General features: G+C 71.5%; 18 protein-coding genes. 11 read left to right on the forward strand and 7 right to left on the reverse strand.

The genetic code is table 11. The features are described 5' to 3' along the window. Positions 1-424 precede the first annotated feature (424 nt). The 5 genes from BUB57_RS09985 to BUB57_RS10005 all read right to left on the reverse strand — a co-directional run bounded on the left by BUB57_RS09985 (position 425) and on the right by BUB57_RS10005 (position 4,952). A complete protein-coding gene (locus BUB57_RS09985) occupies positions 425-1,075 on the reverse strand; it encodes a lytic transglycosylase domain-containing protein (protein WP_084732080.1) in 651 nt (216 codons plus the stop codon). Between the two features lie 651 nt (positions 1,076-1,726). Further along, entirely contained in the window at positions 1,727-2,596 is an 870-nt protein-coding gene (locus tag BUB57_RS09990; protein ID WP_084732096.1) for a CRISPR-associated endonuclease Cas3'', read from the reverse strand. A 116-nt stretch (positions 2,597-2,712) separates the two neighbouring features. Continuing rightward, positions 2,713-3,237, reverse strand: coding sequence for a single-stranded DNA-binding protein (ssb, locus tag BUB57_RS09995; RefSeq protein ID WP_073066263.1), 525 nt, complete (start codon positions 3,235-3,237; stop codon positions 2,713-2,715). 66 nt (positions 3,238-3,303) lie between these two features. After that, complete coding sequence (gene aroB, locus BUB57_RS10000; RefSeq protein WP_143159698.1) at positions 3,304-4,404, reverse strand: 3-dehydroquinate synthase; 1,101 nt, start codon at positions 4,402-4,404, stop codon at positions 3,304-3,306. Next, positions 4,404-4,952 carry a shikimate kinase gene (locus tag BUB57_RS10005; protein ID WP_073066270.1) on the reverse strand — a complete coding sequence of 183 codons (549 nt, stop codon included), beginning with the start codon at positions 4,950-4,952 and terminating at the stop codon, positions 4,404-4,406. Before BUB57_RS10005 ends, aroB begins: the two co-directional genes overlap by 1 nt. 198 nt (positions 4,953-5,150) lie before the next feature. On the opposite strand from BUB57_RS10005, the gene BUB57_RS10010 reads away from it, so the two are divergent. The 8 genes from BUB57_RS10010 (at position 5,151) to accC (ending at position 15,031) form a co-directional block, all read left to right on the forward strand. After that, positions 5,151-5,390, forward strand: coding sequence for a hypothetical protein (locus BUB57_RS10010; RefSeq protein ID WP_234952035.1), 240 nt, complete (start codon positions 5,151-5,153; stop codon positions 5,388-5,390). Then, complete coding sequence (locus tag BUB57_RS10015) at positions 5,377-6,996, forward strand: hypothetical protein (protein WP_084732081.1); 1,620 nt, start codon at positions 5,377-5,379, stop codon at positions 6,994-6,996. The genes BUB57_RS10010 and BUB57_RS10015 overlap by 14 nt, the downstream gene beginning before the upstream one ends. A gap of 385 nt (positions 6,997-7,381) precedes the next feature. After that, positions 7,382-8,314: a tyrosine recombinase gene (locus tag BUB57_RS10020; RefSeq protein ID WP_073066762.1), complete on the forward strand. Its 933-nt coding sequence runs from the start codon at positions 7,382-7,384 to the stop codon at positions 8,312-8,314. Positions 8,315-8,479: 165 nt separating this feature from the next. Next, a complete protein-coding gene (gene tkt, locus BUB57_RS10025; protein WP_073066275.1) occupies positions 8,480-10,501 on the forward strand; it encodes a transketolase in 2,022 nt (673 codons plus the stop codon). A gap of 640 nt (positions 10,502-11,141) precedes the next feature. Next, positions 11,142-12,035 (forward strand): DMT family transporter, encoded by an 894-nt coding sequence (locus BUB57_RS10030; RefSeq protein ID WP_073066279.1) that lies wholly within the window; start codon positions 11,142-11,144, stop codon positions 12,033-12,035. Beyond that, the gene (locus BUB57_RS10035) at positions 12,032-13,036 is read left to right on the forward strand and encodes a lysophospholipid acyltransferase family protein (protein WP_073066282.1); all 1,005 of its coding nucleotides are present in this window, start codon (positions 12,032-12,034) and stop codon (positions 13,034-13,036) included. The genes BUB57_RS10030 and BUB57_RS10035 overlap by 4 nt, the downstream gene beginning before the upstream one ends. Positions 13,037-13,161: 125 nt before the next feature. Then, positions 13,162-13,671, forward strand: coding sequence for an acetyl-CoA carboxylase biotin carboxyl carrier protein (accB, locus tag BUB57_RS10040; RefSeq protein WP_073066285.1), 510 nt, complete (start codon positions 13,162-13,164; stop codon positions 13,669-13,671). 13 nt (positions 13,672-13,684) lie between these two features. Continuing rightward, a complete protein-coding gene (gene accC, locus BUB57_RS10045) occupies positions 13,685-15,031 on the forward strand; it encodes an acetyl-CoA carboxylase biotin carboxylase subunit (RefSeq protein ID WP_073066289.1) in 1,347 nt (448 codons plus the stop codon). 632 nt (positions 15,032-15,663) lie between these two features. Here the strand turns inward: accC and BUB57_RS10050 are convergent. After that, the gene (locus BUB57_RS10050) at positions 15,664-16,185 is read right to left on the reverse strand and encodes a gamma carbonic anhydrase family protein (protein ID WP_073066292.1); all 522 of its coding nucleotides are present in this window, start codon (positions 16,183-16,185) and stop codon (positions 15,664-15,666) included. After that, positions 16,182-16,811, reverse strand: a complete 630-nt coding sequence (gmk, locus tag BUB57_RS10055; RefSeq protein WP_073066295.1) for a guanylate kinase — start codon at positions 16,809-16,811, stop codon at positions 16,182-16,184. The genes BUB57_RS10050 and gmk overlap by 4 nt, the downstream gene beginning before the upstream one ends. Before the next feature lie 116 nt (positions 16,812-16,927). On the opposite strand from gmk, the gene ispH reads away from it, so the two are divergent. The 3 genes from ispH to BUB57_RS10070 all read left to right on the forward strand — a co-directional run bounded on the left by ispH (position 16,928) and on the right by BUB57_RS10070 (position 19,137). Further along, positions 16,928-17,899, forward strand: coding sequence for a 4-hydroxy-3-methylbut-2-enyl diphosphate reductase (gene ispH / locus BUB57_RS10060; RefSeq protein WP_073066299.1), 972 nt, complete (start codon positions 16,928-16,930; stop codon positions 17,897-17,899). Positions 17,900-18,040: 141 nt separating this feature from the next. Beyond that, the gene (rnhA, locus tag BUB57_RS10065; RefSeq protein ID WP_073066302.1) at positions 18,041-18,490 is read left to right on the forward strand and encodes a ribonuclease HI; all 450 of its coding nucleotides are present in this window, start codon (positions 18,041-18,043) and stop codon (positions 18,488-18,490) included. Continuing rightward, positions 18,487-19,137 (forward strand): trimeric intracellular cation channel family protein, encoded by a 651-nt coding sequence (locus BUB57_RS10070; protein ID WP_234952036.1) that lies wholly within the window; start codon positions 18,487-18,489, stop codon positions 19,135-19,137. The genes rnhA and BUB57_RS10070 overlap by 4 nt, the downstream gene beginning before the upstream one ends. Positions 19,138-19,297: the final 160 nt, after the last annotated feature.

Genomic DNA, 19,297 nt, shown 5'->3' on the forward strand with positions numbered 1-19,297 from the left:
GCCACCCCACGCGGCTTGTTCGGCAGAAGCGGGCGGATCAGTTCCCATTCAAAGTCCGTCAGATCGAAACGCGCCATCCTGAACCCTCCATAGGTCCAGTGAATCACGCCTGCTATCACAACGGAATCCCGTTTATGAGTTCACAGCCTAGGGCGCGGGTCTTTGGTGGAGAAGTAACCTCGGGGGGCGGAGCGCCCGAGACATGCGGCTCAAAAAACCGCCGGCGAGGCTGCTATTTCGCCGAATGGACTGTTGGAGCGATTTTGAGCGAGGGAGGTTGCGGCTGGACTCGGGGGATGAAAAGCCGCCCATGAGACTGTTTTCTGCCGGATGGCCTGTTGAAGCGGCTTGAGCGAGGGAGGCTGCGACAGGAACTCGGCGGGTGGAAAACCGCCAGTCCGGCGGTTTTCCGTCAGAACCAGCCTCAGCCGCCGAGGATCACCCGGACGTAATTCGTGGTCTCGCGATAGGGCGGCACGCCGCGGTATTTGGTGACCGCCCCCGGCCCGGCGTTATAGGCCGCCAGCGCCAGCCGCCAGTCGCCGAAGGTGTTGTACATCATCCGCAGGTAGCGCGCCCCGCCCTCGAGGTTCTGCACCGGGTCGTGCGGGTTTACCCCCAGCTTGGCCGCCGTCGCCGGCATCAGCTGCGCCAGCCCCGTCGCCCCCTTGTGCGAGCGCGCCCCCACGTTCCAGCCCGATTCCTGCTGCACGAGCCGCAGGAACAGATCCTCGGGCACGCCATGCTTGCGGGCCGCGGCGCGGGCATGGGGCAGATACTGGCTGCGCTGGTTGCCGGCATAGCGCGGGATCGCCTGCCCCGAGGTCGAGGCGCGCCCGTCGAGGCTGATGACCTGCCGCCCCGACTGCGGCTTCAGCCGCTCGGACCGCTGGTACTGCGCGGCGAGCCGCGAATCCATCAGCTGCGTCTGGCGCTGGAACTGCGCCGTGCGCGACTTGGAGCCGCCCCCCAGCCGCAACCCCTCGGCCTGCGCCGGCACCGCCACCGCGAGCCCCGCGCAGATCACCGCGGCCACCCCGGCCAGCCGCACCACCCTTGCGGTCACTGCACCCATCGGAAATGCTCCCTCGTGCCGTCTTGTCGTTTTGCCGCAAGACTACCCCAGAACCGCCCGCCTGCCATCCCCGCGGCAGGAGGAAGCGGAGAGGCGGGGATCGCGATCGGCGGAAAATTGCCGATGGAGGACCTTGACCCACGCCCCCCGCGCAGGGGGCGACCGGCTGCGACCAGTACGGGCTCGAGCGGTTGCAAGTTTCGACCCACGCCCCCGCGCAGGGGGCGACGATATTGCGCGGCGACCATATCAGCCACCGAGCGGGTTTCGACCCACGCCCCCGCGCAGGGGGCGACCACCGGCATGGCCGAGGAGTTCTCGGTGGTCGATGTTTCGACCCACGCCCCGCGCAGGGGGCGACCGCTACCGCCTCGACGCGACAACTCTCAACGGCGCGTTTCGACCCACGCCCCCGCGCAGGGGGCGACGCACGCGCGCGCTATCCAGCAGCCATGGGCGCTTGTTTCGATCCACGCCCCCGCGCAGGGGGCGACGCCCTTGGCGATGCCGAGGACGCTACCGATAAGGCGTTTCGACCCACGCCCCCGCGCGGGGGGCGACCGGGTTTCATCGTTTGCACCTTTCCTTTTGCAACCTGTTTCGACCCACGCCCCCGCGCGGGGGGGCGACCGATCATCGCGGGACCCTTGCTCACCCGCGCAGAGTTTCGACCCACGCCCCCGTGTATGGAATCGCAAGTATAATTCGCCGATGCCCGTGCTGCGCGGCGTGGTCCAGCGCAAAGCCCAGCGAGGCCAGGGTCTTGCCGCCCCCGGTCGGCACGGTCAGGGTGAACAGGCCGGGCGGCAGCGTGGCGCCCCCGCGCACATGCGAAAGGATATCGGCGCGCAGGCGGTTGAGGTCGCTGTTCGGGGCAAAGCCCGCCATATGGGCGTCGAAGCGGCGGCGCCAGTCGGGCAGCAGCTGGGCCAGCGTCGGCCAGTCGCGGTCGGGGATGCGGCCGTTCAGCTGCGCATAATACGCCTCGGTATCGCGGTAATCGGCGTCGACCAGGCAGGAAAACAGCATCCGCGTGGCCAGCGACAGATCGAAGCCCAGCGCCTCGCCGCGCACCCGCGCCGCCAGCTCATGCAGGGCGGGGGCAAGATCGGGGATCTCGGCCGCGGTGATGGCGGGGTCGATCGGGTCGCGGAAGGCGGCCAGCCGCCGCTCCATGCTGCTGTCGGCGCCGGTGCGGTCGGGCAGCCCGGCGTGGTGGCCTAAGATCGGGTAACATAATACCTCACTCACCAGCCGCATCGCGCCCGAGGCACGGGCGTGCAGCAGCGCGGCGCCGGCGGTGGAGTGGTCGACCCGGACGTTGCCGCCGTTCAGCACCCGATCGAAGGTCGGGTCGTATTTGCCGAAATCATGGTAGCGCCCGATCAGGGACGCCGCAGCCGCTAGCCCCAGAGGCTCGGCCCGTTCCGCCGCCAGCCGGGCGGTATTGTCCAGGTGGTCGGGCAGCAGCTGCCAGTCGCTGCGGTCGGGCTGCTTGCCGGAATGGGCATAGAATGTCATGGCGGCGCGATCCTTCCGCTGCATGTTGCAATGGTGGCATCACAGCCGCCATTTGCCTGAAATGCAACGAAAAACCCCGCCGGGAACCGGCGGGGTCGTCTGCGATGGGCGATTGCTCAGAACGGGATCTCGTCGTCGAAATCCGGGCCGCCGCGGCTGCCGCCGGCGCTGCCGCCCTGCCCGCCGCCGGCGCCGCCACCTTGGCCGCCGCCATAGCCGCCGTCGTCATAGCCCCCGCGCGAGCCGCCGCCATAGCTGCCGCCACCAGCACCACCGCCGCCGCCGCCGCCGCGGCTGTCGAGCATGTGCAGTTCGCTGCGGAACGGGCGCAGCGCCACCTCGGTCGAATAGCGGTCAGCGCCGGACTGGTCCTGCCATTTGCGGGTCTCCAGCTGGCCCTCGACATAGACCTTGGAGCCCTTTTTCAGATATTGCTCGGCCACCCGCACCAGCGGCTCGGAATGGATCACCACCGTGTGCCACTCGGTCCGCTCGCGGCGTTCGCCGGTGTTGCGGTCCTTCCAGGTTTCCGAGGTGGCGATGCGCAGGTTGGCGATCTTGCCGCCGTTCTGGAAGGTGCGGATTTCCGGGTCCTGGCCCAGATTGCCGACCAGGATGACCTTGTTGACGCTGCCTGCCATATACGTTTCCCCGCGGGTTGAGTTCGGCCCCTTTACTAGCCCGGGCGGCGCCGCGGCGGCAAGCCGTCAGCGCGACCCTGCCAGCACCGCGGCGATGGCCTCGGGCGCCACGTCGTCGGCGACAAAGGCACGGCCGATGCCGCGGGCCAGGATCAGCCGCAGCCGCCCGTCCACCACCTTCTTGTCCTGCCCCATCAGCGCCACCAGCCCGGCCTCGTCGGGCAAAGCGCCGGGAATGTCGGCCAGCCGCGCCGGCATCCCCATCGCCGCCAGATGCGCCGCCACGCGCGAGGGGTCTTCCTGCGCGCAAAGCCCCAGCCGCGCCGACAGGTCGAAGGCCAGCGCGCAGCCGATCCCCACCCCCTCGCCATGCAGCAGCCGGGCGGAATAATGGGTCGCGGATTCCAGCGCGTGTCCGAAGGTATGGCCGAGGTTCAGCAGCGCCCGGTCGCCCTGTTCGGTTTCGTCGCGGGCCACGATATCGGCCTTCATCCCCACCGAATGGGCGACCGCGTGCAGCAGCGCCTTGGGGTCGTCGCGCAGGGTGGGGCCGTGGGTTTCCAGCCATTCGAAGAAGCCGGCGTCCCCCAGCAGCCCGTATTTCATCACCTCGCCATAGCCCGCGCGGAAATCGCGCTCGGGCAGGGTCGCCAGCGCGTCGGTATCGGCCAGCACCAGGCTGGGCTGGTGAAAGGCGCCGATCAGGTTCTTGCCCTGCGGCGAGTTGATGCCGGTCTTGCCGCCGACGGAACTGTCTACCTGCGCCAGCAGCGTGGTCGGGATCTGCACGAAGCGCACGCCGCGGCGCAGGATGGCGGCGGCGAAACCGGCCAGATCGCCGATCACCCCGCCCCCCAGCGCGATCACGATGTCGCGACGCTCGATCCGCTCGGCGATCAGCCATTCCACGGCGCGGCCCAGCTGCTCCCAGGACTTGGTGGCCTCGCCCGCGGGCAGCGCCAGCGCGGCGACGGCGATGCCCTCGGCCGCCAGCGCCGCCTGCAGCGCGGGCAGGTGCAGGGCGGCGACGGTCTCATCCGTCAGCACGGCGACCCGCGGGCGGGCCAGCAGCGGCGCGATCTCGGCCCCGGCGCGGGCGATGAGGCCGGGGCCGATGCGGACCTGATAGGAACGGTCGCCCAGGGCGACGGGGACGATGCGGGTCATCATGGCTCCTGCGCAGGGGAAATGGCGGGTGCGGCCTGATGGGCGCGCACGGCCTCGAGCACGCGGCTGGCGGTAGTCTCGATCGAATCGCCCTCGCGCACGGGGATGATGACCTCGGCCAGCGCATAGGTCGGGGCGCGCTCCTCCAGCAGCCGGGTCAGCGTGCCCAGCGGGTCCTGGGTCTGCAGCAGCGGCCGGGTCGGCTTGTGGCGCACCCGGTGCCACAGCAGCGCCAGCGGGCAATCGAGCCAGACCGAGACCCCGGCCCCCGCCACCAGCACCCGGTTTTCCGGCCGCATCCAGGCGCCGCCGCCGGTCGAGACCACCGCGGGCGGGCCGCGCAGCACCCGGCCCAGCACCTCGGTTTCGCGGGCGCGAAAGAAATCCTCGCCGTCGCGGGCGAAGATCTCGGGGATGGTGGCGGCGGCGGCGCGGGCGATCTCGGCGTCGGTGTCCAGATGCGGTACGCCCAGCCGGCGGGCGAGTTCCGCCCCGACCGCGGATTTCCCCGCCCCCATCATCCCGACCAGCACGATGCTGCGCTTCATCCGTCCGCCCCTTTTGCCCGATCCGGCCCGCATCCCCCGTGAATGGCGCCAGTTTCGCGGAATTGCCATAGGGCGCGCGCGATCACGATGCGCGGGCAGCGGCTTTCGCCGCGCGGCCTTACCGGCTATTCCAAGGGAAAACCCCCGCCCGGCCCATTGCCGGGAATACGGCGGGGAACCGAGAGGATCGAGGGACCGATGCGGCTGTTGCGAGTCATTGTCTTTCTGCTGGTGGCGGCGCTGCTCGCCCTGACCGGCTATGCCTATTTCGGCGACATGAGCGCCGATCCCCGCCCGACCCGGGTGCCGGTGCGGCTGGATCTGGGGACCGCCCCGCCCGCGCCCCCTGCCCCGGCAGCACCGGCCGCGCCGGCCGAGGCGCCCCTGGACCCCGCGGCCGAGGCGGATGCGCCGGGCGACCCCGATGCGCTGGACTGAGCGCCGCCCCCCCCGCCGCGCCGCACGGCTGGCGCTGCCAGTCGTGCTGTGCATGGCGCTGGCCGCGCTGCCCGCCGCGGCACAGGTGGCGACCGGCGGCGCGCCGATCTCGGCCAACGACTGGCTGAAGACCGGCAAGCCGCCGCTGCCCCCCGCCACCGCCTGGCGGCCGGGCGACGCGATCCCGCCCGATGCGCAGATCCTGCGCGCGCCCGAGATGCCGCCCGCCCAGGCGCTGCCCGCAACCGGCCTGCCGCCGGCGGTGGGCGTCACCCGGCTGGCCGAGGGCAACCCCGACGGCAAGGGCGCGATCCCGGCGCAATCCGCGCGGCTGCCGCGCGACCTGTGGGGCCCTGCCCCCGCGGGCGAGATCGCGCAGGCCATCGCCCAAGCGCAGCCGCGGCTGTCGGCCGGGCGCTGGCTGTTGCAGCGGATGCTGACCGCGCAGCTCGACCCGCCCGCCGGCACCGCGCAGGGTGACGAGGGGCGGCTATTTCTGGCCCGCGTCGACCGGCTGATCGCGCTGGGGCGGCTGGATGACGCCGAATCGCTGCTGCACGCGGCGGGGTGGAAGGACCGCGCCCGTTTCCAGCGCCGCTTCGACATCGCGCTTCTGCGCGACGAGGCCGAAGAGGTCTGCCACGCCATCGCCGAGACCCCGGGCCTTGCCCCCGATCTGGCGGCGCGGATCTATTGCCTGGCCCGGGCCGGCGACTGGTCGGCGGCGGCGCTGACCCTGCATGGCGCGCAGGCGGGCGGGCTGCTGGAACCGCAGACGGCGGCGCTGCTGGAACGCTTTCTCGACGACGGCTCGGCCGATCTCTCTGCCGACCTGCCGCCGCCGGTGCAGATCTCTCCGCTGGAGTTCCGGCTGTTCGAGGCGATCGGGCAGCCGCTGGCCACCGGCGACCTGGACCCGGGCTTCGCCTGGTCCGACCTGACCGGCAACGCCGGCTGGAAGGCGCGGATCGAGGCGGCCGAGCGGCTGTCGCGCGCCGGCGCCATCGACCCGGCGCTGCTGGCGGCGACCTATCTGGAACAGGCGCCGGCGGCCTCGGGCGGGGTCTGGGACCGGGCGGCGGCGTTCCAGCGGCTGGACGCGGCGCTGGCCGCGGGCGATTCGGCCGCCGTGTCGGCGGCGCTGCCCGAGACGACGGCGCTGTTTGCCCGCGCCGGGCTGGCGATGCCGCTGGCGCGGCTGGTCGGGCCGCAGCTCGACGGGCTGGCGCTGGCGCCCTCGGCCGCCGAAACCGCCGCGCATCTGCGGCTGCTGACCGGGCTGCCGGGGGTGGACCGCGATGCCCTGCCCCCCGAGGACCGCGCCCTGATCGCGCTCGCCGCGGGCGAGCCGGCAGAGTTCCCCGAGGACAGCCCCGGCGCCGCCTATGCCGCGGCGCTGACCGCCACGCCGCAGGAGGCCCCCCCCCGCGAGGGCCGCGGGCTGGCGCTGCTGTCCGCCATCGCCGATGTCGACGCCGGGCTTGACGGCGACACCGCCCGCGCCAGCGCCGGGCTGCGCCGGATGGTGGAACTCGGCCAGCCCGCCGACGCCCGCATGGCCGCGGTCGAGCTGCTGCTGGGCGAGCACATGGGTCTGCGGCGATGATCCGCCCGGCACGGCCATGAGCCGCAGGGCTGCCGGTCCCGCCGGGGCGAATCGCCGGCCCTCGGGCGCCGCTGCGGGGGCGCGCCCCGGGACACAAGACGGCCCCGCAGACGCGCAGCCGCCGCGGCGGGCGGCCGCGCCCACCGACACGCAACCACCTGCCTCGGCCCCTGCGCATTCCGGCGCTTCCCGCGCAGCCCCCGATGGTGCCCCCGACGATTCCGCCGATTCCGGGACGGCCGCCGTTGCCCCCGCTGCCGCATCCGCACTCGCCGCTTCCGGCACCCCCGCAGCTACCGAACACCCACCGCGCCCCGACAGCACCGCCGCACCCGCCCCCAGCCGCCGCACCCGCAAGCCGCCACCAGCCGCCAACACCCCCGACCTGCGGCAGATCAGCGCCTTCCTCGACGCGCAGGCGGCCGAGGCGGGGGCGGCGCGCAACACGCTGCTGGCCTACGGGCGCGACCTGGCGGATTTCGCCGCCTTTACCGCGCATCGGGGCCTGACCCTTGCCACCGTCGCCCGCGAGGACATCGAAACCTACCTTTCCCGCTGCGAGGCCGAAGGCCTGTCGCGCGCCACCCGCGCCCGCCGCCTGTCGGCGATCCGCCAGTTCACCCGCTTTGCGCTGGAGGAGGGCTGGCGCGACGACGATCCGGCGATCCGCCTGACCGGCCCCGGGCGCAGCCAGCGCCTGCCGCGGGTGCTGTCGCAGCCCGAGATCGCGCGGCTGTTCGACGCCGCCAGCCGGCACGGCGCCACGCCAGAGGAGCGCGCCCGCAACCTCGCGGCGCTGGAACTCGCTTATGCGACGGGGATGCGGGTGTCGGAACTGGTCTCGCTGCCCGCCGCCAGCCTGCGCGGCGACCCCGAGCTGCTGCTGATCCGCGGCAAGGGCGGGCGCGAGCGCATGGTGCCGCTGACCGCCCCCGCCCGCCGCGCCACCGCCGCATGGCTGGCCCTGCGCGACGCCGCCCCCCCGGACAGCCCGCTGGGCCGGCTGGTGGCCGGCAAGGGCGGACGCTGGCTGTTTCCCGCCGCCGGCGCCGAGGGCCACATGACCCGGCAGGCGTTCCACGGGATGCTGGCCAGCCTTGCTGCCGCCGCGGGGTTTCCGGCCGGCAAGGTCACCCCGCATGTGCTGCGCCACGCCTTTGCCACCCATCTGCTGGAAGGCGGCGCCGACCTGCGTGCCATCCAGGCGCTGCTGGGCCACGCCGATCTCGGCACCACCGAAATCTACACCCATGTGCTGGACGAGCGGCTGCGCGAGCTGGTGTTGACCCGCCACCCGCTGGCGCAGGACCGCTCCTGATCTCTTCTTCCTTGCCCAAATATCCCGGGGTGCGGGGCTGGCCCCGCTCCGGCGGCGCATCTTTTTACCCGCACATCTCTTTACAACCGCCGCCGCTTGCAACCGCCCCGGCCTCTGCCTATCACCCGGGCGACCCCCGAACCGTCCTTGCCCCGGAGCCGCCCCATGCCCCTGACCGCGCGCCGCCTTGCCGATCCCGACCATTGGAGCCTTGCCAGCGCGATCCGCGTCCTGTCGATGGATGCGGTCGAACAGGCCAATTCCGGCCACCCCGGAATGCCGATGGGCATGGCCGATGTCGCCACCGTGCTGTGGCGCAAGCATCTCAAGTTTGATGCGTCGGCGCCGAACTGGTTCGACCGCGACCGCTTCATCCTGTCGGCGGGCCACGGCTCGATGCTGATCTATTCGCTGCTGCACCTGACCGGGTTCGAGCAGATGAGCCTCGAGCAGCTGAAGAACTTCCGCCAGTGGGGCGCCGCCACCGCCGGCCACCCCGAATACGGCCACGCCGAGGGGATCGAGACCACCACCGGCCCGCTGGGCCAGGGGCTGGCGACCTCGGTCGGCTTTGCCATGGCCGAGGCCAAGATGCGCGCCGAGTTCGGCGAAGAGCTGTGCGACCACCGCACCTGGGTGATCGCCGGCGACGGCTGCCTGATGGAAGGCATCAGCCAGGAAGCCATCGCGCTGGCCGGGCATCTGCGGCTGGGCCGGCTGATCGTGCTGTGGGACGACAACAAGATCACCATCGACGGCGCGCTGTCGCTGTCGGATTCGACCGACCAGCTGAAGCGGTTCGAGGCGTCGGGCTGGCGCACGCTCAGCTGCGACGGTCATGACCCGGCCGACATCGACCGCGCCCTGACCGCGGCGGCGCAGGACGACGGCCGCCCGGTACTGGTCGCCTGCAACACCGTCATCGGCTTTGGCTCGGCGAAGAAGGGCGGCACCTCGGGGGTGCACGGCTCGCCGCTGGGCGCGGACGAGATCGCCGCCACCCGCAGCGCCTATGCCTGGGAACACGCCCCCTTTGAGCTGCCCGAGGAAATCACCGCCCGCTGGCGCGAGATCGGCGCCCGCGGCGCTGCCGCGCGCGAGGCCTGGGCCGCCCGCGTCGATGCGCTGCCCGAGGACCGGCGCGAGGCCTTTGCCGCCCGCGTCTCGGGCGAGACCAGCGACAAGCTGGTCCCCGCCATCGCCGCGCTGAAACAGAAGGCCAGCACTGACGCGCCCAAGGTCGCGACCCGCAAGGCGTCCGAACTGGTGCTCGAGGTCGTCAACCCGATCCTGCCCGAAACCATCGGCGGCTCGGCCGACCTGACCGGCTCGAACAACACCAAGACCGCCGATCTGGGCATTTTCGACGCCCAGAACCGCGCCGGGCGCTATGTGCATTACGGCATCCGCGAACACGGCATGGCGGCGGCGATGAACGGGCTGGCGCTGCACGGCGGTTTCCGCCCCTATGGCGGCACCTTCATGGCCTTCACCGACTATGCCCGCGGCGCCATGCGGCTGTCGGCGCTGATGGGGGTGCCGGTGGTCTATGTGATGACCCACGACTCCATCGGCCTGGGCGAAGACGGCCCCACCCACCAGCCGGTCGAGCACCTGGCGATGCTGCGCGCCACGCCCAACACCTGGACCTTCCGCCCCGCCGATCTGGTGGAAACCGCCGAGGCGTGGGAACTGGCGCTGACCGCGGACGGCACCCCCTCGGTGCTGGCGCTGTCGCGGCAGAACCTGCCGACGCTGCGGCTGGACCATACCGACGACAACCTGACCGCCCGCGGCGCCTATGTGCTGCGCGAGGCGTCCGGGGCGCCGCAGGCGATCCTGATGGCCTCGGGGTCGGAGGTCGAGATCGCGGTGAAGGCCGCCGAGGCGCTGGAAGCCGAGGGGATCCCGACCCGCGTGGTCTCGGTCCCCTGCATGGAGCTGTTCCGCGACCAGCCCGAGGACTACCGCGCCAACGTCCTGCCCGAGGGCCCGGTCCGCGTCGCGGTCGAGGCCGCGGTGCGCCAGCCCTGGGACTGGCTGCTGATGGGCGAGCGCGGCGCGGAAAAACGCGCAGGCTTCATCGGGATGACCGGCTTTGGCGCCTCGGCCCCGGCCGACCGGCTGTACAAAGAGTTCGGGATCACCCCCGAGGCCACGGTGGCAAAGGTCAAGGCGCTGCTGTGACCCCTGCCGCGCCCCCGGTCCGCCCCCCGGCGACCGGGGCGCAAGCCCGCGCCCGGGCATCCTCACCCCGGCGCGCCGCCTCGGGGCGCCCTGCGCCTCGCCGCTGCCGCATCGCCCAACGCCGGCCAATTTGCCGACCCGTGGCGCATCGCCGCAGCCCGGTGGCTTTCAGGGCTTCTGCCATCGGCGCCGCCGCTGCCCATGTACCCACGATGCTTCCGTGCCGACGAAGCCTTCCCCGCGGAACGTCCGGCCGTGCCTTCACACCCGCCGCCGATAACCGCAGCGCGGCACGACCCGCTGCTCCCGCGGCCGCCCTCTACGCCGCCGCAATCGGCGCCTCGGCTACCCACACCAGCGGCGCCGCCTACCGCTCCCCGGCCCTTCTTCCTTGCCCAAGTATCCCCCGAGGAGCGCCCGGCAGCGCCGTCTCCCACGCCGCCGACAATCGCCACGCGGCGCGTCTCGGGGATCCCTCGGCCTTCCCCTACGCCGCCATGTTCCGCGCCCCGGCTGTCCACATCGCCACGTCCGGAACCCGCACCCGCACCGCTGCCCCTCGCTTCCCCGCCCGTCTTCCTTGCCCAAATATCCCCCGCGGAGCGTCCGGCAGCGCCGCCGGGCATCCCCGGTTCCGGTTATGAGCGCGCCGCCCCTCCCTCCGATGCCGCTGCCCCGGCAATCGCTGGGGGTGCTGGCGCTCTTGGCGTCGGTGTTCTGCTTCACGGTGATGGATGCGCTTGGCAAGCATCTGACCTTGCAGGGGTATCACCCCGGGCAGATCGTCTGGGTGCGGATGGCGCTGAACCTGGGGCTGGTGCTGCTGGTGCTGGCGCCGCGGCTGCGGGTGGTGGTGCGGTCGGCCTCGCCGCTGCTGCAGGTCGGGCGGGGGGTGATGCAGCTGGCCTCGATCGGGCTGTTCTTCACCGCGCTGCAGTTCATCGGCCTGGCCGAGGCCACCGCGATCATGGACATCAACCCGGTGCTGATCACCCTGGGCGCGGCGCTGTTCCTGGGCGAGCGGATCGGCCCGCGCCGCATAGCCGGGATCGCGGCGGCGCTGTTGGGGGCGATGATCGTGATCCGCCCCGGCGCCGGGGTGTTCCACCCAGCGGCGCTGCTGGCGCTGCTGGGGGCGGTGTCCTATGCGGCAGGGGCGGTGATGACGCGGCTGGTGCGGGGGGACGGCACCGCCACCTCGATCCTGTGGTCGACGGGGGTGGCGACGCTGTTCGCCTCGGCCGTGGTGCCGTTCGTCTGGCAGCCGGTGGCGCCGGGCGATCTATGGCCGTTCCTGGCGCTGGGGCTGATCGGCACCGTCGCGCAGGCGCTGCTGATCCAGGCCTTCGCCATGGCCGAGGCTGCCGCCATCGCCCCCTTTGGCTATACCGGGCTGGTCTGGGCCTCGCTCTGGGGCTGGCTGTTCTTTGGCGCGGTGCCGGATCGGTGGACGATCGTCGGTGCCGTCATCATCGTGACGGCCGGGATCTATGTCTGGGCGCGCGAGGCGCAGGCGATGCGGGCTGCGCGATGAACGAGACCGACCCCACCCCCCTGAAGGACCGGGCGAGCAGCGCGCTGTTTCGCCTGCTGGTGGGGGCGTTCCTGCTGCTGCCCTATCGCTGGCGCGTCCCGGCGATGGGTTGGGTGTTCGCACATCTGCTGGCGCCGGTCGCCGGCTGGCGGCAGCGCATCCGCGACAATCTGGCGCTGGCCCGCCCCGAGCTGCCGGGGGCTGAGATCCGCCGCCTGACCCGCACCGTCCCCGACAACGCCGGCCGCGCCCTGATCGAGATCTATTCGGGCGCCGAGTTCACCGCCCGCATCCGCGCCGGCGCCCCCCTGTCCGGCCCCGGGCTGCCGGCGCTGGAACAGGCGCAGGCAGCGGGGCGGCCGGTGATCCTCGCCTGCGCGCATTTCGGCAATTACGACGCCATGCGCGCGGTGCTGGCGGCACGGGGCTGGCAGGTGGGGGCGCTTTACCGGCCGATGAACAACCGCGCCTTCAACCGCCATTATGTCCCGGCGATTGAGGCGATCGCCCAGCCGCTGTTTCCCCGCGGCCGCGCCGGGCTGGCGGGGATGCTGCGCTTTCTGCGCGGCGGCGGGATGCTGTGCCTGGGCTTTGACCAGTACGACCACCACGGCGCGATGCTGCGGTTCTTCGGCCTGCCCAGCCGCACGGTGCTGACCCCGGCCGAGCTGGCGTTGCGTTACGAGGCGCTGCTGCTGCCCATCGCCGGCATCCGCCAGCAAGACGGGCTGAGCTTCCGGGTCGAGGTCGGCGCCCCGATCCCGCCCGGCGACCCCGCAGCCATGATGCAGGCGCTGAACGACGATCTTGAGGCGCTGGTGCGCGCGCATATGGGGCAGTGGTTCTGGATCCACCGCCGCTGGAAGAACCTGCGCGCCCGCCCGGATGCCGGGCAGGATGCAGGGTCCGACGATACGCATGACGGCGACACGCAGGACGACGGGCCGCACCCCGCGCTTGCCGGCGGCCCGGCCAGCGCGCCGCCGCTGCCGCCGCCCTGACCCCCATCCCGACCCTCATTCCCGGCCCCCATCCCGACCGAAACGATTTCCCTTGCGGCGCCCAAGCGTCTATAAGCCCCGCGAAACGCCGCGTTCCCAGAACGGCCCTCCAAGGCAGAAAGATCATGAGCGACAAAGACCCGACCCGGCACCACGCGGAAGACACCGCCTTCATCCAGGCGCTGGCCGAGCTTCTGAACCGCAACGAGCTGACCGAACTGAAGGTCGAGCGTGAATATGGCGAGGATGACCGGCTGACGGTCGAGCTGTCCAAGCACGGCCGCCAGGTGATGGTGCAATCCGCCCCCGCCTATGCGCCGCAGGCCCCGCAGGCACCCGCCGCGGCCCCGGCCGCACCGGCCGCCGCCGCGCCCGCCCCCGCCAGCGACCCGGCCAACCACCCCGGCGCCGTGCCCTCGCCCATGGTCGGGACCGCGTATCTGTCGCCCGAACCCGGCGCCGCGCCCTTCGTCACCGTCGGCCAGCAGGTGGCCGAGGGCGACACGCTGATGATCGTCGAGGCGATGAAGACCATGAACCACATCCCCGCCCCCCGCGCCGGCACCGTCCGCCGGGTGCTGGTCGAGGATGGCACGCCGGTCGAGTTCGGCACCACGCTGATGATCGTCGAATAAGGCGGGCCGGGCCATGTTCGACAAGATCCTGATCGCCAACCGCGGCGAAATCGCCCTGCGGGTCATCCGTGCCTGCAGCGAGATGGGCATCGCCTCGGTCGCGGTGCATTCCACCGCCGACAGCGACGCCATGCATGTGCGCATGGCCGACGAATCGATCTGCATCGGCCCGCCGCCCTCGACCGTATCCTACCTGCACATGCCCGCGATCCTGTCGGCCTGCGAGATCACCGGCGCGCAGGCGATCCATCCGGGCTACGGGTTCCTGTCGGAAAACGCGCAATTCGTGCAGATGGTCGAGGATCACGGCCTGACCTTCATCGGCCCGCGCGCGGAACATATCCGGCTGATGGGCGACAAGATCACCGCCAAGGAAACCGCGAAATCGCTGGGCATCCCGGTGGTGCCGGGCTCCGAAGGGGGTGTGGCCGACATCGACACCGCCCGCCGCGTCGCGGCCGAGATCGGCTATCCGGTCATCATCAAGGCCACTGCCGGCGGCGGCGGCCGCGGGATGAAGGTGGCGCTAGACGATGCCGCGCTCGAGGTCGCCTTCCGCACCGCCCGCTCCGAGGCCAAGGCCGCCTTTGGCAATGACGAGGTGTATATCGAGAAATACCTCCAGCGCCCGCGGCATATCGAGATCCAGGTGTTCGGCGACGGCCGCGGCGGCGCGGTGCATCTGGGCGAACGCGACTGCTCGCTGCAGCGCCGCCACCAGAAGGTGCTCGAGGAAGCCCCCGGCCCCGCCATCACCCAGGAACAGCGCGACCGCATCGGCGGCATCTGCGCCGACGCCATCGCCCGGCTGCAATACGCCGGCGCCGGCACCATCGAGTTCCTGTTCGAGGACGGCGAGTTCTATTTCATCGAGATGAACACCCGCCTGCAGGTCGAACACCCGGTGACCGAGGCGATCTATGGCGTCGACCTGGTGCGCGAACAGATCCTGGTCGCCGCCGGCCAGGGGATGAGCCTGCGCCAAGAGGACCTGTCGATCCGCGGCCACGCCATCGAGGCCCGGATCAACGCCGAGCGCCTGCCCAATTTCGCGCCCTCGCCCGGGCGGGTCAGCCAGTACCATGCCCCCGGCGGGCTGGGGGTGCGAATGGATTCGGCGGTCTACGACGGTTATGTGATCCCGCCCTATTACGACAGCCTGATCGGCAAGCTGATCGTCCACGGCCGCGACCGTGACGAGGCGCTGGCACGGATGCGCCGCGCCCTGGGCGAGCTGATCATCGACGGGGTGGACACCACCGTGCCGCTATTCGACCGCCTGCTGCGCGACCCCGAAATCCAGCGCGGCGACTATTCGATCCACTGGCTGGAACGCTGGCTGGCCGAGAACATGGGCTGACCTGGGGCCGCCCGCTGCGGGCGGCCTGCAGGGACGGGTGGCAGCGCTTTTGCGGGATGAACTGACGGCGGCCCTCTCCGAGGGCAACCGAAGCGCTGCGATTGCTTTCCTTGATTTCTCCGACCGTCAGCCCGGCGCACGATCCTGCGGGAGCAAGGGACCGCCCGTCCTTTGACCACTCAGGGCAAAGCTGGCGTCCCCCCGCTGTCCCCGAATGGCGTCTGCTCCGTGATGCACGCAGGCCCATGAGCTGACACCGGCGGTGTCTCCACCGTCAAATAGACTTTTCTTCCATCCGAGGCCGCCTTGGGCCGGCTGGGTCAAGCTCAGCCAGCATCCGTCTCCCGCACTGCAGTTGCGGAACGCGGAAACGCCTTGTCCTTCCCGCCCGCCGGAACGGAAGATATGCCCGGCTTCATCAGCGGCCCCTCACCCGCGCAGGCCGCTCTCCTGCGCCCCGGCTTCGCCAGCCGCACGCAACGGACGCGTGCCACGTCACCGCGGCGAAACCGATCACCCCCGACCAGCACCGCCGCCATACTCACCAGCCGCGGCCCCCTGCCGCCACCAGCCCGTCTTTGGTGTAAAAATATCCCCGCCGGAGGCAGGCCGGGCACCCGCCCGGCCTTCTCTTACTCCACCCGCCGCAGCCCGGCGCGGAATCGTGCGGCGTTCTCGCGGTAATGCGCGGCGGACTGACGCAGCTTGGCGACGGCATCGTCGTCGAGCTGCCGCACCACCCGGCCCGGCGCCCCCATCACCAGCGCGCCGGGGGGGATTTCCTTGCCCTCGGCGATCAGGGCGCCGGCGCCGATCAGCGCGCCCGCACCGATCTTCGCGCCGTTCAGCACCGTCGCCCCCATCCCGATCAGCGCGCCGTCGTCGATGGTGCAGCCGTGCAGCATGGCGCGGTGGCCGATGGTCACGTCGCGGCCGATGGTCAGCGGATAGCCGGGGTCGGTGTGGAACACGCTCAGCTCCTGCACGTTCGAGCCGCGGCCGACGCGGATTTCCTCGTTGTCGCCGCGCAGGACCGCGCCCCACCAGATGCTCGCCTCATCCTCGAGCACCACGCGGCCGATCAGCTGCGCGTCGGGGGCGACCCAGGCGCTGGCGGCGATTTCGGGGGCGATTCCGTCAAGTTCCCAGATCATGCTGCATCCTCCATCAGCTTGCGGACAAACCCGCCCAGGGCGGGGCGGCGGTCGCGGCGCAGCCGCTCGGCGGTCAGGATCGCGCGCAGGGCGGCCTCGGTCGCGTCCAGATCGTCGTTAACCAGCACATAGTCGTATTCGGCCCAGTGGCTGATCTCGTCGCGGCTTTTCCGCATCCGCCCGGCGATCACCTCGTCGCTGTCCTGGCCGCGGGCGCGCAGGCGGCGTTCCAACTCGGCCAGGCTGGGGGGCAGGATGAAGATCGACACCACCTGCTGGCCCAGATGCGAGGCCCGGATCTGCTGCCCGCCCTGCCAGTCCACGTCGAACAGCGTGTCGCGGCCCTCGCTGATCGCGGTCTCGACCGGGGCGGCGGGGCTGCCGTAGAGATTGCCGAACACCTCGGCATGTTCCAGCATCCTTCGGTCCGCCACCATCGCCTGGAACGCGGCGCGGTCGGTGAAATGATAATGCTGCCCGTCCACCTCGCCCGGCCGCGGCGGCCTTGTGGTGGCCGAGACCGAGAACCGCAGGCTCGGGTCCCATTCCATCAGCCGGCGCGCCAGCGTGGATTTTCCCGCCCCCGAGGGCGAGGAGATGATGATCAGCAAGCCGCTGCGCTGCATATGTCCCGCTTTCCTTTTTGCCCGACAGTTGCCCCGAGCGGCGGGATGGCGTCAAGCGCGCGCCCCCTCGCGCCGCTTTGCATGGACCTTGCCCGCCCGGCGCGGTAATCGGGGGCATGTCCGAATCCCAGCCCATCAAGCCGCCCCTGACCCTGTATCTGGCCGCGCCGCGCGGGTTCTGCGCGGGCGTGGACCGGGCCGTGCAGATCGTGGAACTCGCGCTGCAGAAATGGGGCGCACCGGTCTATGTGCGCCATGAAATCGTGCACAACCGCTTCGTGGTCGACGGGCTGCGGGAAAAGGGCGCGGTGTTCGTGGACGAGCTGGACGAGGTTCCCGACGACCGCCCGGTGATCTTTTCCGCGCATGGGGTGCCGAAATCGGTGCCGGCCGAGGCGCGGCGGCGCGAGATGATCTTTGTCGATGCCACCTGCCCGCTGGTCAGCAAGGTCCATGTCGAGGCCGAGCGCCACCACGCCGAGGGGCTGCAGATGGTCATGGTCGGCCACGCCGGCCACCCCGAGGTGCTGGGCACCATGGGCCAGCTGCCGGCGGGCGAGGTGATCCTGGTCGAGACGGTCGAGGATGTGGCCCGCGTCACCCCCCGCGACTCCGAGCGGCTGGCCTGGATCACCCAGACCACGCTGTCGGTGGACGATACCGCCGAGATCGTGGCGGCGTTGCAGGCGCGGTTCCCGGCGATCGTCGGCCCGGCCAAGGACGACATCTGCTATGCGACCACCAACCGGCAGGCCGCGGTCAAGGCGATCGCGCCGAAAATCGACGCGCTCTTGGTGATCGGGGCGCCGAACAGTTCCAACTCGCGCCGGCTGGTCGAGGTCGGGCGCTCGGCCGGCTGCGCCTATGCGCAGCTGGTGATGCGGGCGGCGGATATCGACTGGCGGGCGCTGGAGGGTATTCGTTCGGTCGGCGTCACCGCCGGCGCCAGCGCCCCCGAGGTGCTGGTGGACGAGGTGATCGCCGCCTTTGCGGGGCGCTACGAGCTGACGGTCGAGCTGGTGGAAACCGCGCGCGAGCGGGTCGAGTTCAAGGTGCCCCGCATCCTGCGCGAACCCGCCCCGGGTTGAAGCGTCGCGACCGGGGGCGCTTCGCCCCCCGGCCCCCCCGAGGGTATTTCGGCCAGAAAGAAATCATCGGCCGCAGCGCAGCCGCAGCAGCATTTGTCGCAGGCTGCCCGGGACGGCCAGGACCTGCCTTGGAGACCATTGATGCCTGAACTTCATGCCTGGACCGATGGCGCCTGCAGCGGCAATCCCGGCCCCGGGGGCTGGGGGGTGGTGATGCGCGCCGTTGACGGCGGGCGCATCGTCAAGGAGCGCGAGCTGTCCGGCGGCGAGCCCGCCACCACCAACAACCGCATGGAGCTGATGGCGGCGATTTCCGCGCTCGAGGCGCTGACCCGGCCCAGCGCCATCACCATCACCACCGATTCGGCCTATGTGAAGAACGGCGTCACCGGCTGGATCCACGGCTGGAAGCGCAACGGCTGGCGGACCGCGGACCGCAAGCCGGTCAAGAACGTCGACCTGTGGCAGCGGCTCGAGGCCGCCGCCGCCGCGCATCAGGTGACGTGGGAGTGGATCAAGGGCCACGCCGGCCACCCGGAAAACGAGCGCGCCGACGAACTCGCCCGCGCCGGCATGGCGCCGTTCAAGTGACGGGCGGGCTGGCCGCCAACCTGCCGGCGCTGGTCTGGCTGCTGGATTACGGCTCGGTGCTGGTGTTTGCGCTGACCGGGGCGCTGGTCGCCAGCCGGCTGCAGCTGGACCCGGTCGGCTTCATCTTCATGGCGGTGATGACCGCGGTCGGCGGCGGCACGCTGCGCGATCTGGTGCTGGGGCGGGACGCGGTGTTCTGGGTGGACCGCCCTTCGCTGGTGCTGCTGGCCGCGGGCGCGGCGATGCTGGTGTTCTGGGGCGCGCATCTGCTGGACAGCCGGGCGCGCTGGATCCGCTGGCTGGACGCGCTGGCGCTGGCCGCCGCCGTGCCCGCCGGCGTCGGCGTCGCGCTGGAGGCCGGGGTCTCGCCGGTGGTGGTCGTCATCATGGGCGTGTTCACCGGCACCTTCGGCGGCCTGATGCGCGACGTGGTCGGCAACGAGTTGCCGATGGTGCTGAAACAGGGCGAGCTTTACGTCACCGCCGCCTTTGGCGGCGCGGTGGCGGCGGTGCTGCTGATCTGGCTGGGGCTGGACCGCACGCTGGCCGTGGCCGCCTGCGGGGCGGTCACGCTGGTGCTGCGCCTGGGCAGCATGGCCTTCGGCTGGCAACTGCCGGTCTATCGCCCACGCCCGCCGCGGCGCTAGGGCGGCGGGATATCGGCCCCCGGCACGCATCGTGGAAGCCGGCAACCCGGGCATCCAGGGTGCCCGCCGCCACTACCTCGCGCATCCGCTGCGTGATCTGCGGGTAATAATGCCGGTTGGGCCCGGCCATCAGCACCCCGCTCGGGTGGCAGCTCCCGGT

The organism is Paracoccus solventivorans, from assembly GCF_900142875.1.
In the GTDB taxonomy this organism is placed as follows: domain Bacteria; phylum Pseudomonadota; class Alphaproteobacteria; order Rhodobacterales; family Rhodobacteraceae; genus Paracoccus; species Paracoccus solventivorans.

Excerpts from the sequence above, each read along its gene's own strand:
- BUB57_RS09985 (WP_084732080.1), bottom strand. The coding sequence starts at position 1,075 with ATGGGTGCAGTGACCGCAAGGGTGGTGCGGCTGGCCGGGGTGGCCGCG.
- BUB57_RS09990 (WP_084732096.1), bottom strand. The coding sequence starts at position 2,596 with ATGACATTCTATGCCCATTCCGGCAAGCAGCCCGACCGCAGCGACTGG.
- ssb (WP_073066263.1), bottom strand. The coding sequence starts at position 3,237 with ATGGCAGGCAGCGTCAACAAGGTCATCCTGGTCGGCAATCTGGGCCAG.
- aroB (WP_143159698.1), bottom strand. The coding sequence starts at position 4,404 with ATGACCCGCATCGTCCCCGTCGCCCTGGGCGACCGTTCCTATCAGGTC.
- BUB57_RS10005 (WP_073066270.1), bottom strand. The coding sequence starts at position 4,952 with ATGAAGCGCAGCATCGTGCTGGTCGGGATGATGGGGGCGGGGAAATCC.
- BUB57_RS10010 (WP_234952035.1), top strand. The coding sequence starts at position 5,151 with ATGCGGCTGTTGCGAGTCATTGTCTTTCTGCTGGTGGCGGCGCTGCTC.
- BUB57_RS10015 (WP_084732081.1), top strand. The coding sequence starts at position 5,377 with ATGCGCTGGACTGAGCGCCGCCCCCCCCGCCGCGCCGCACGGCTGGCG.
- tkt (WP_073066275.1), top strand. The coding sequence starts at position 8,480 with ATGCCCCTGACCGCGCGCCGCCTTGCCGATCCCGACCATTGGAGCCTT.
- BUB57_RS10030 (WP_073066279.1), top strand. The coding sequence starts at position 11,142 with ATGAGCGCGCCGCCCCTCCCTCCGATGCCGCTGCCCCGGCAATCGCTG.
- BUB57_RS10035 (WP_073066282.1), top strand. The coding sequence starts at position 12,032 with ATGAACGAGACCGACCCCACCCCCCTGAAGGACCGGGCGAGCAGCGCG.
- accB (WP_073066285.1), top strand. The coding sequence starts at position 13,162 with ATGAGCGACAAAGACCCGACCCGGCACCACGCGGAAGACACCGCCTTC.
- accC (WP_073066289.1), top strand. The coding sequence starts at position 13,685 with ATGTTCGACAAGATCCTGATCGCCAACCGCGGCGAAATCGCCCTGCGG.
- BUB57_RS10050 (WP_073066292.1), bottom strand. The coding sequence starts at position 16,185 with ATGATCTGGGAACTTGACGGAATCGCCCCCGAAATCGCCGCCAGCGCC.
- gmk (WP_073066295.1), bottom strand. The coding sequence starts at position 16,811 with ATGCAGCGCAGCGGCTTGCTGATCATCATCTCCTCGCCCTCGGGGGCG.
- ispH (WP_073066299.1), top strand. The coding sequence starts at position 16,928 with ATGTCCGAATCCCAGCCCATCAAGCCGCCCCTGACCCTGTATCTGGCC.
- rnhA (WP_073066302.1), top strand. The coding sequence starts at position 18,041 with ATGCCTGAACTTCATGCCTGGACCGATGGCGCCTGCAGCGGCAATCCC.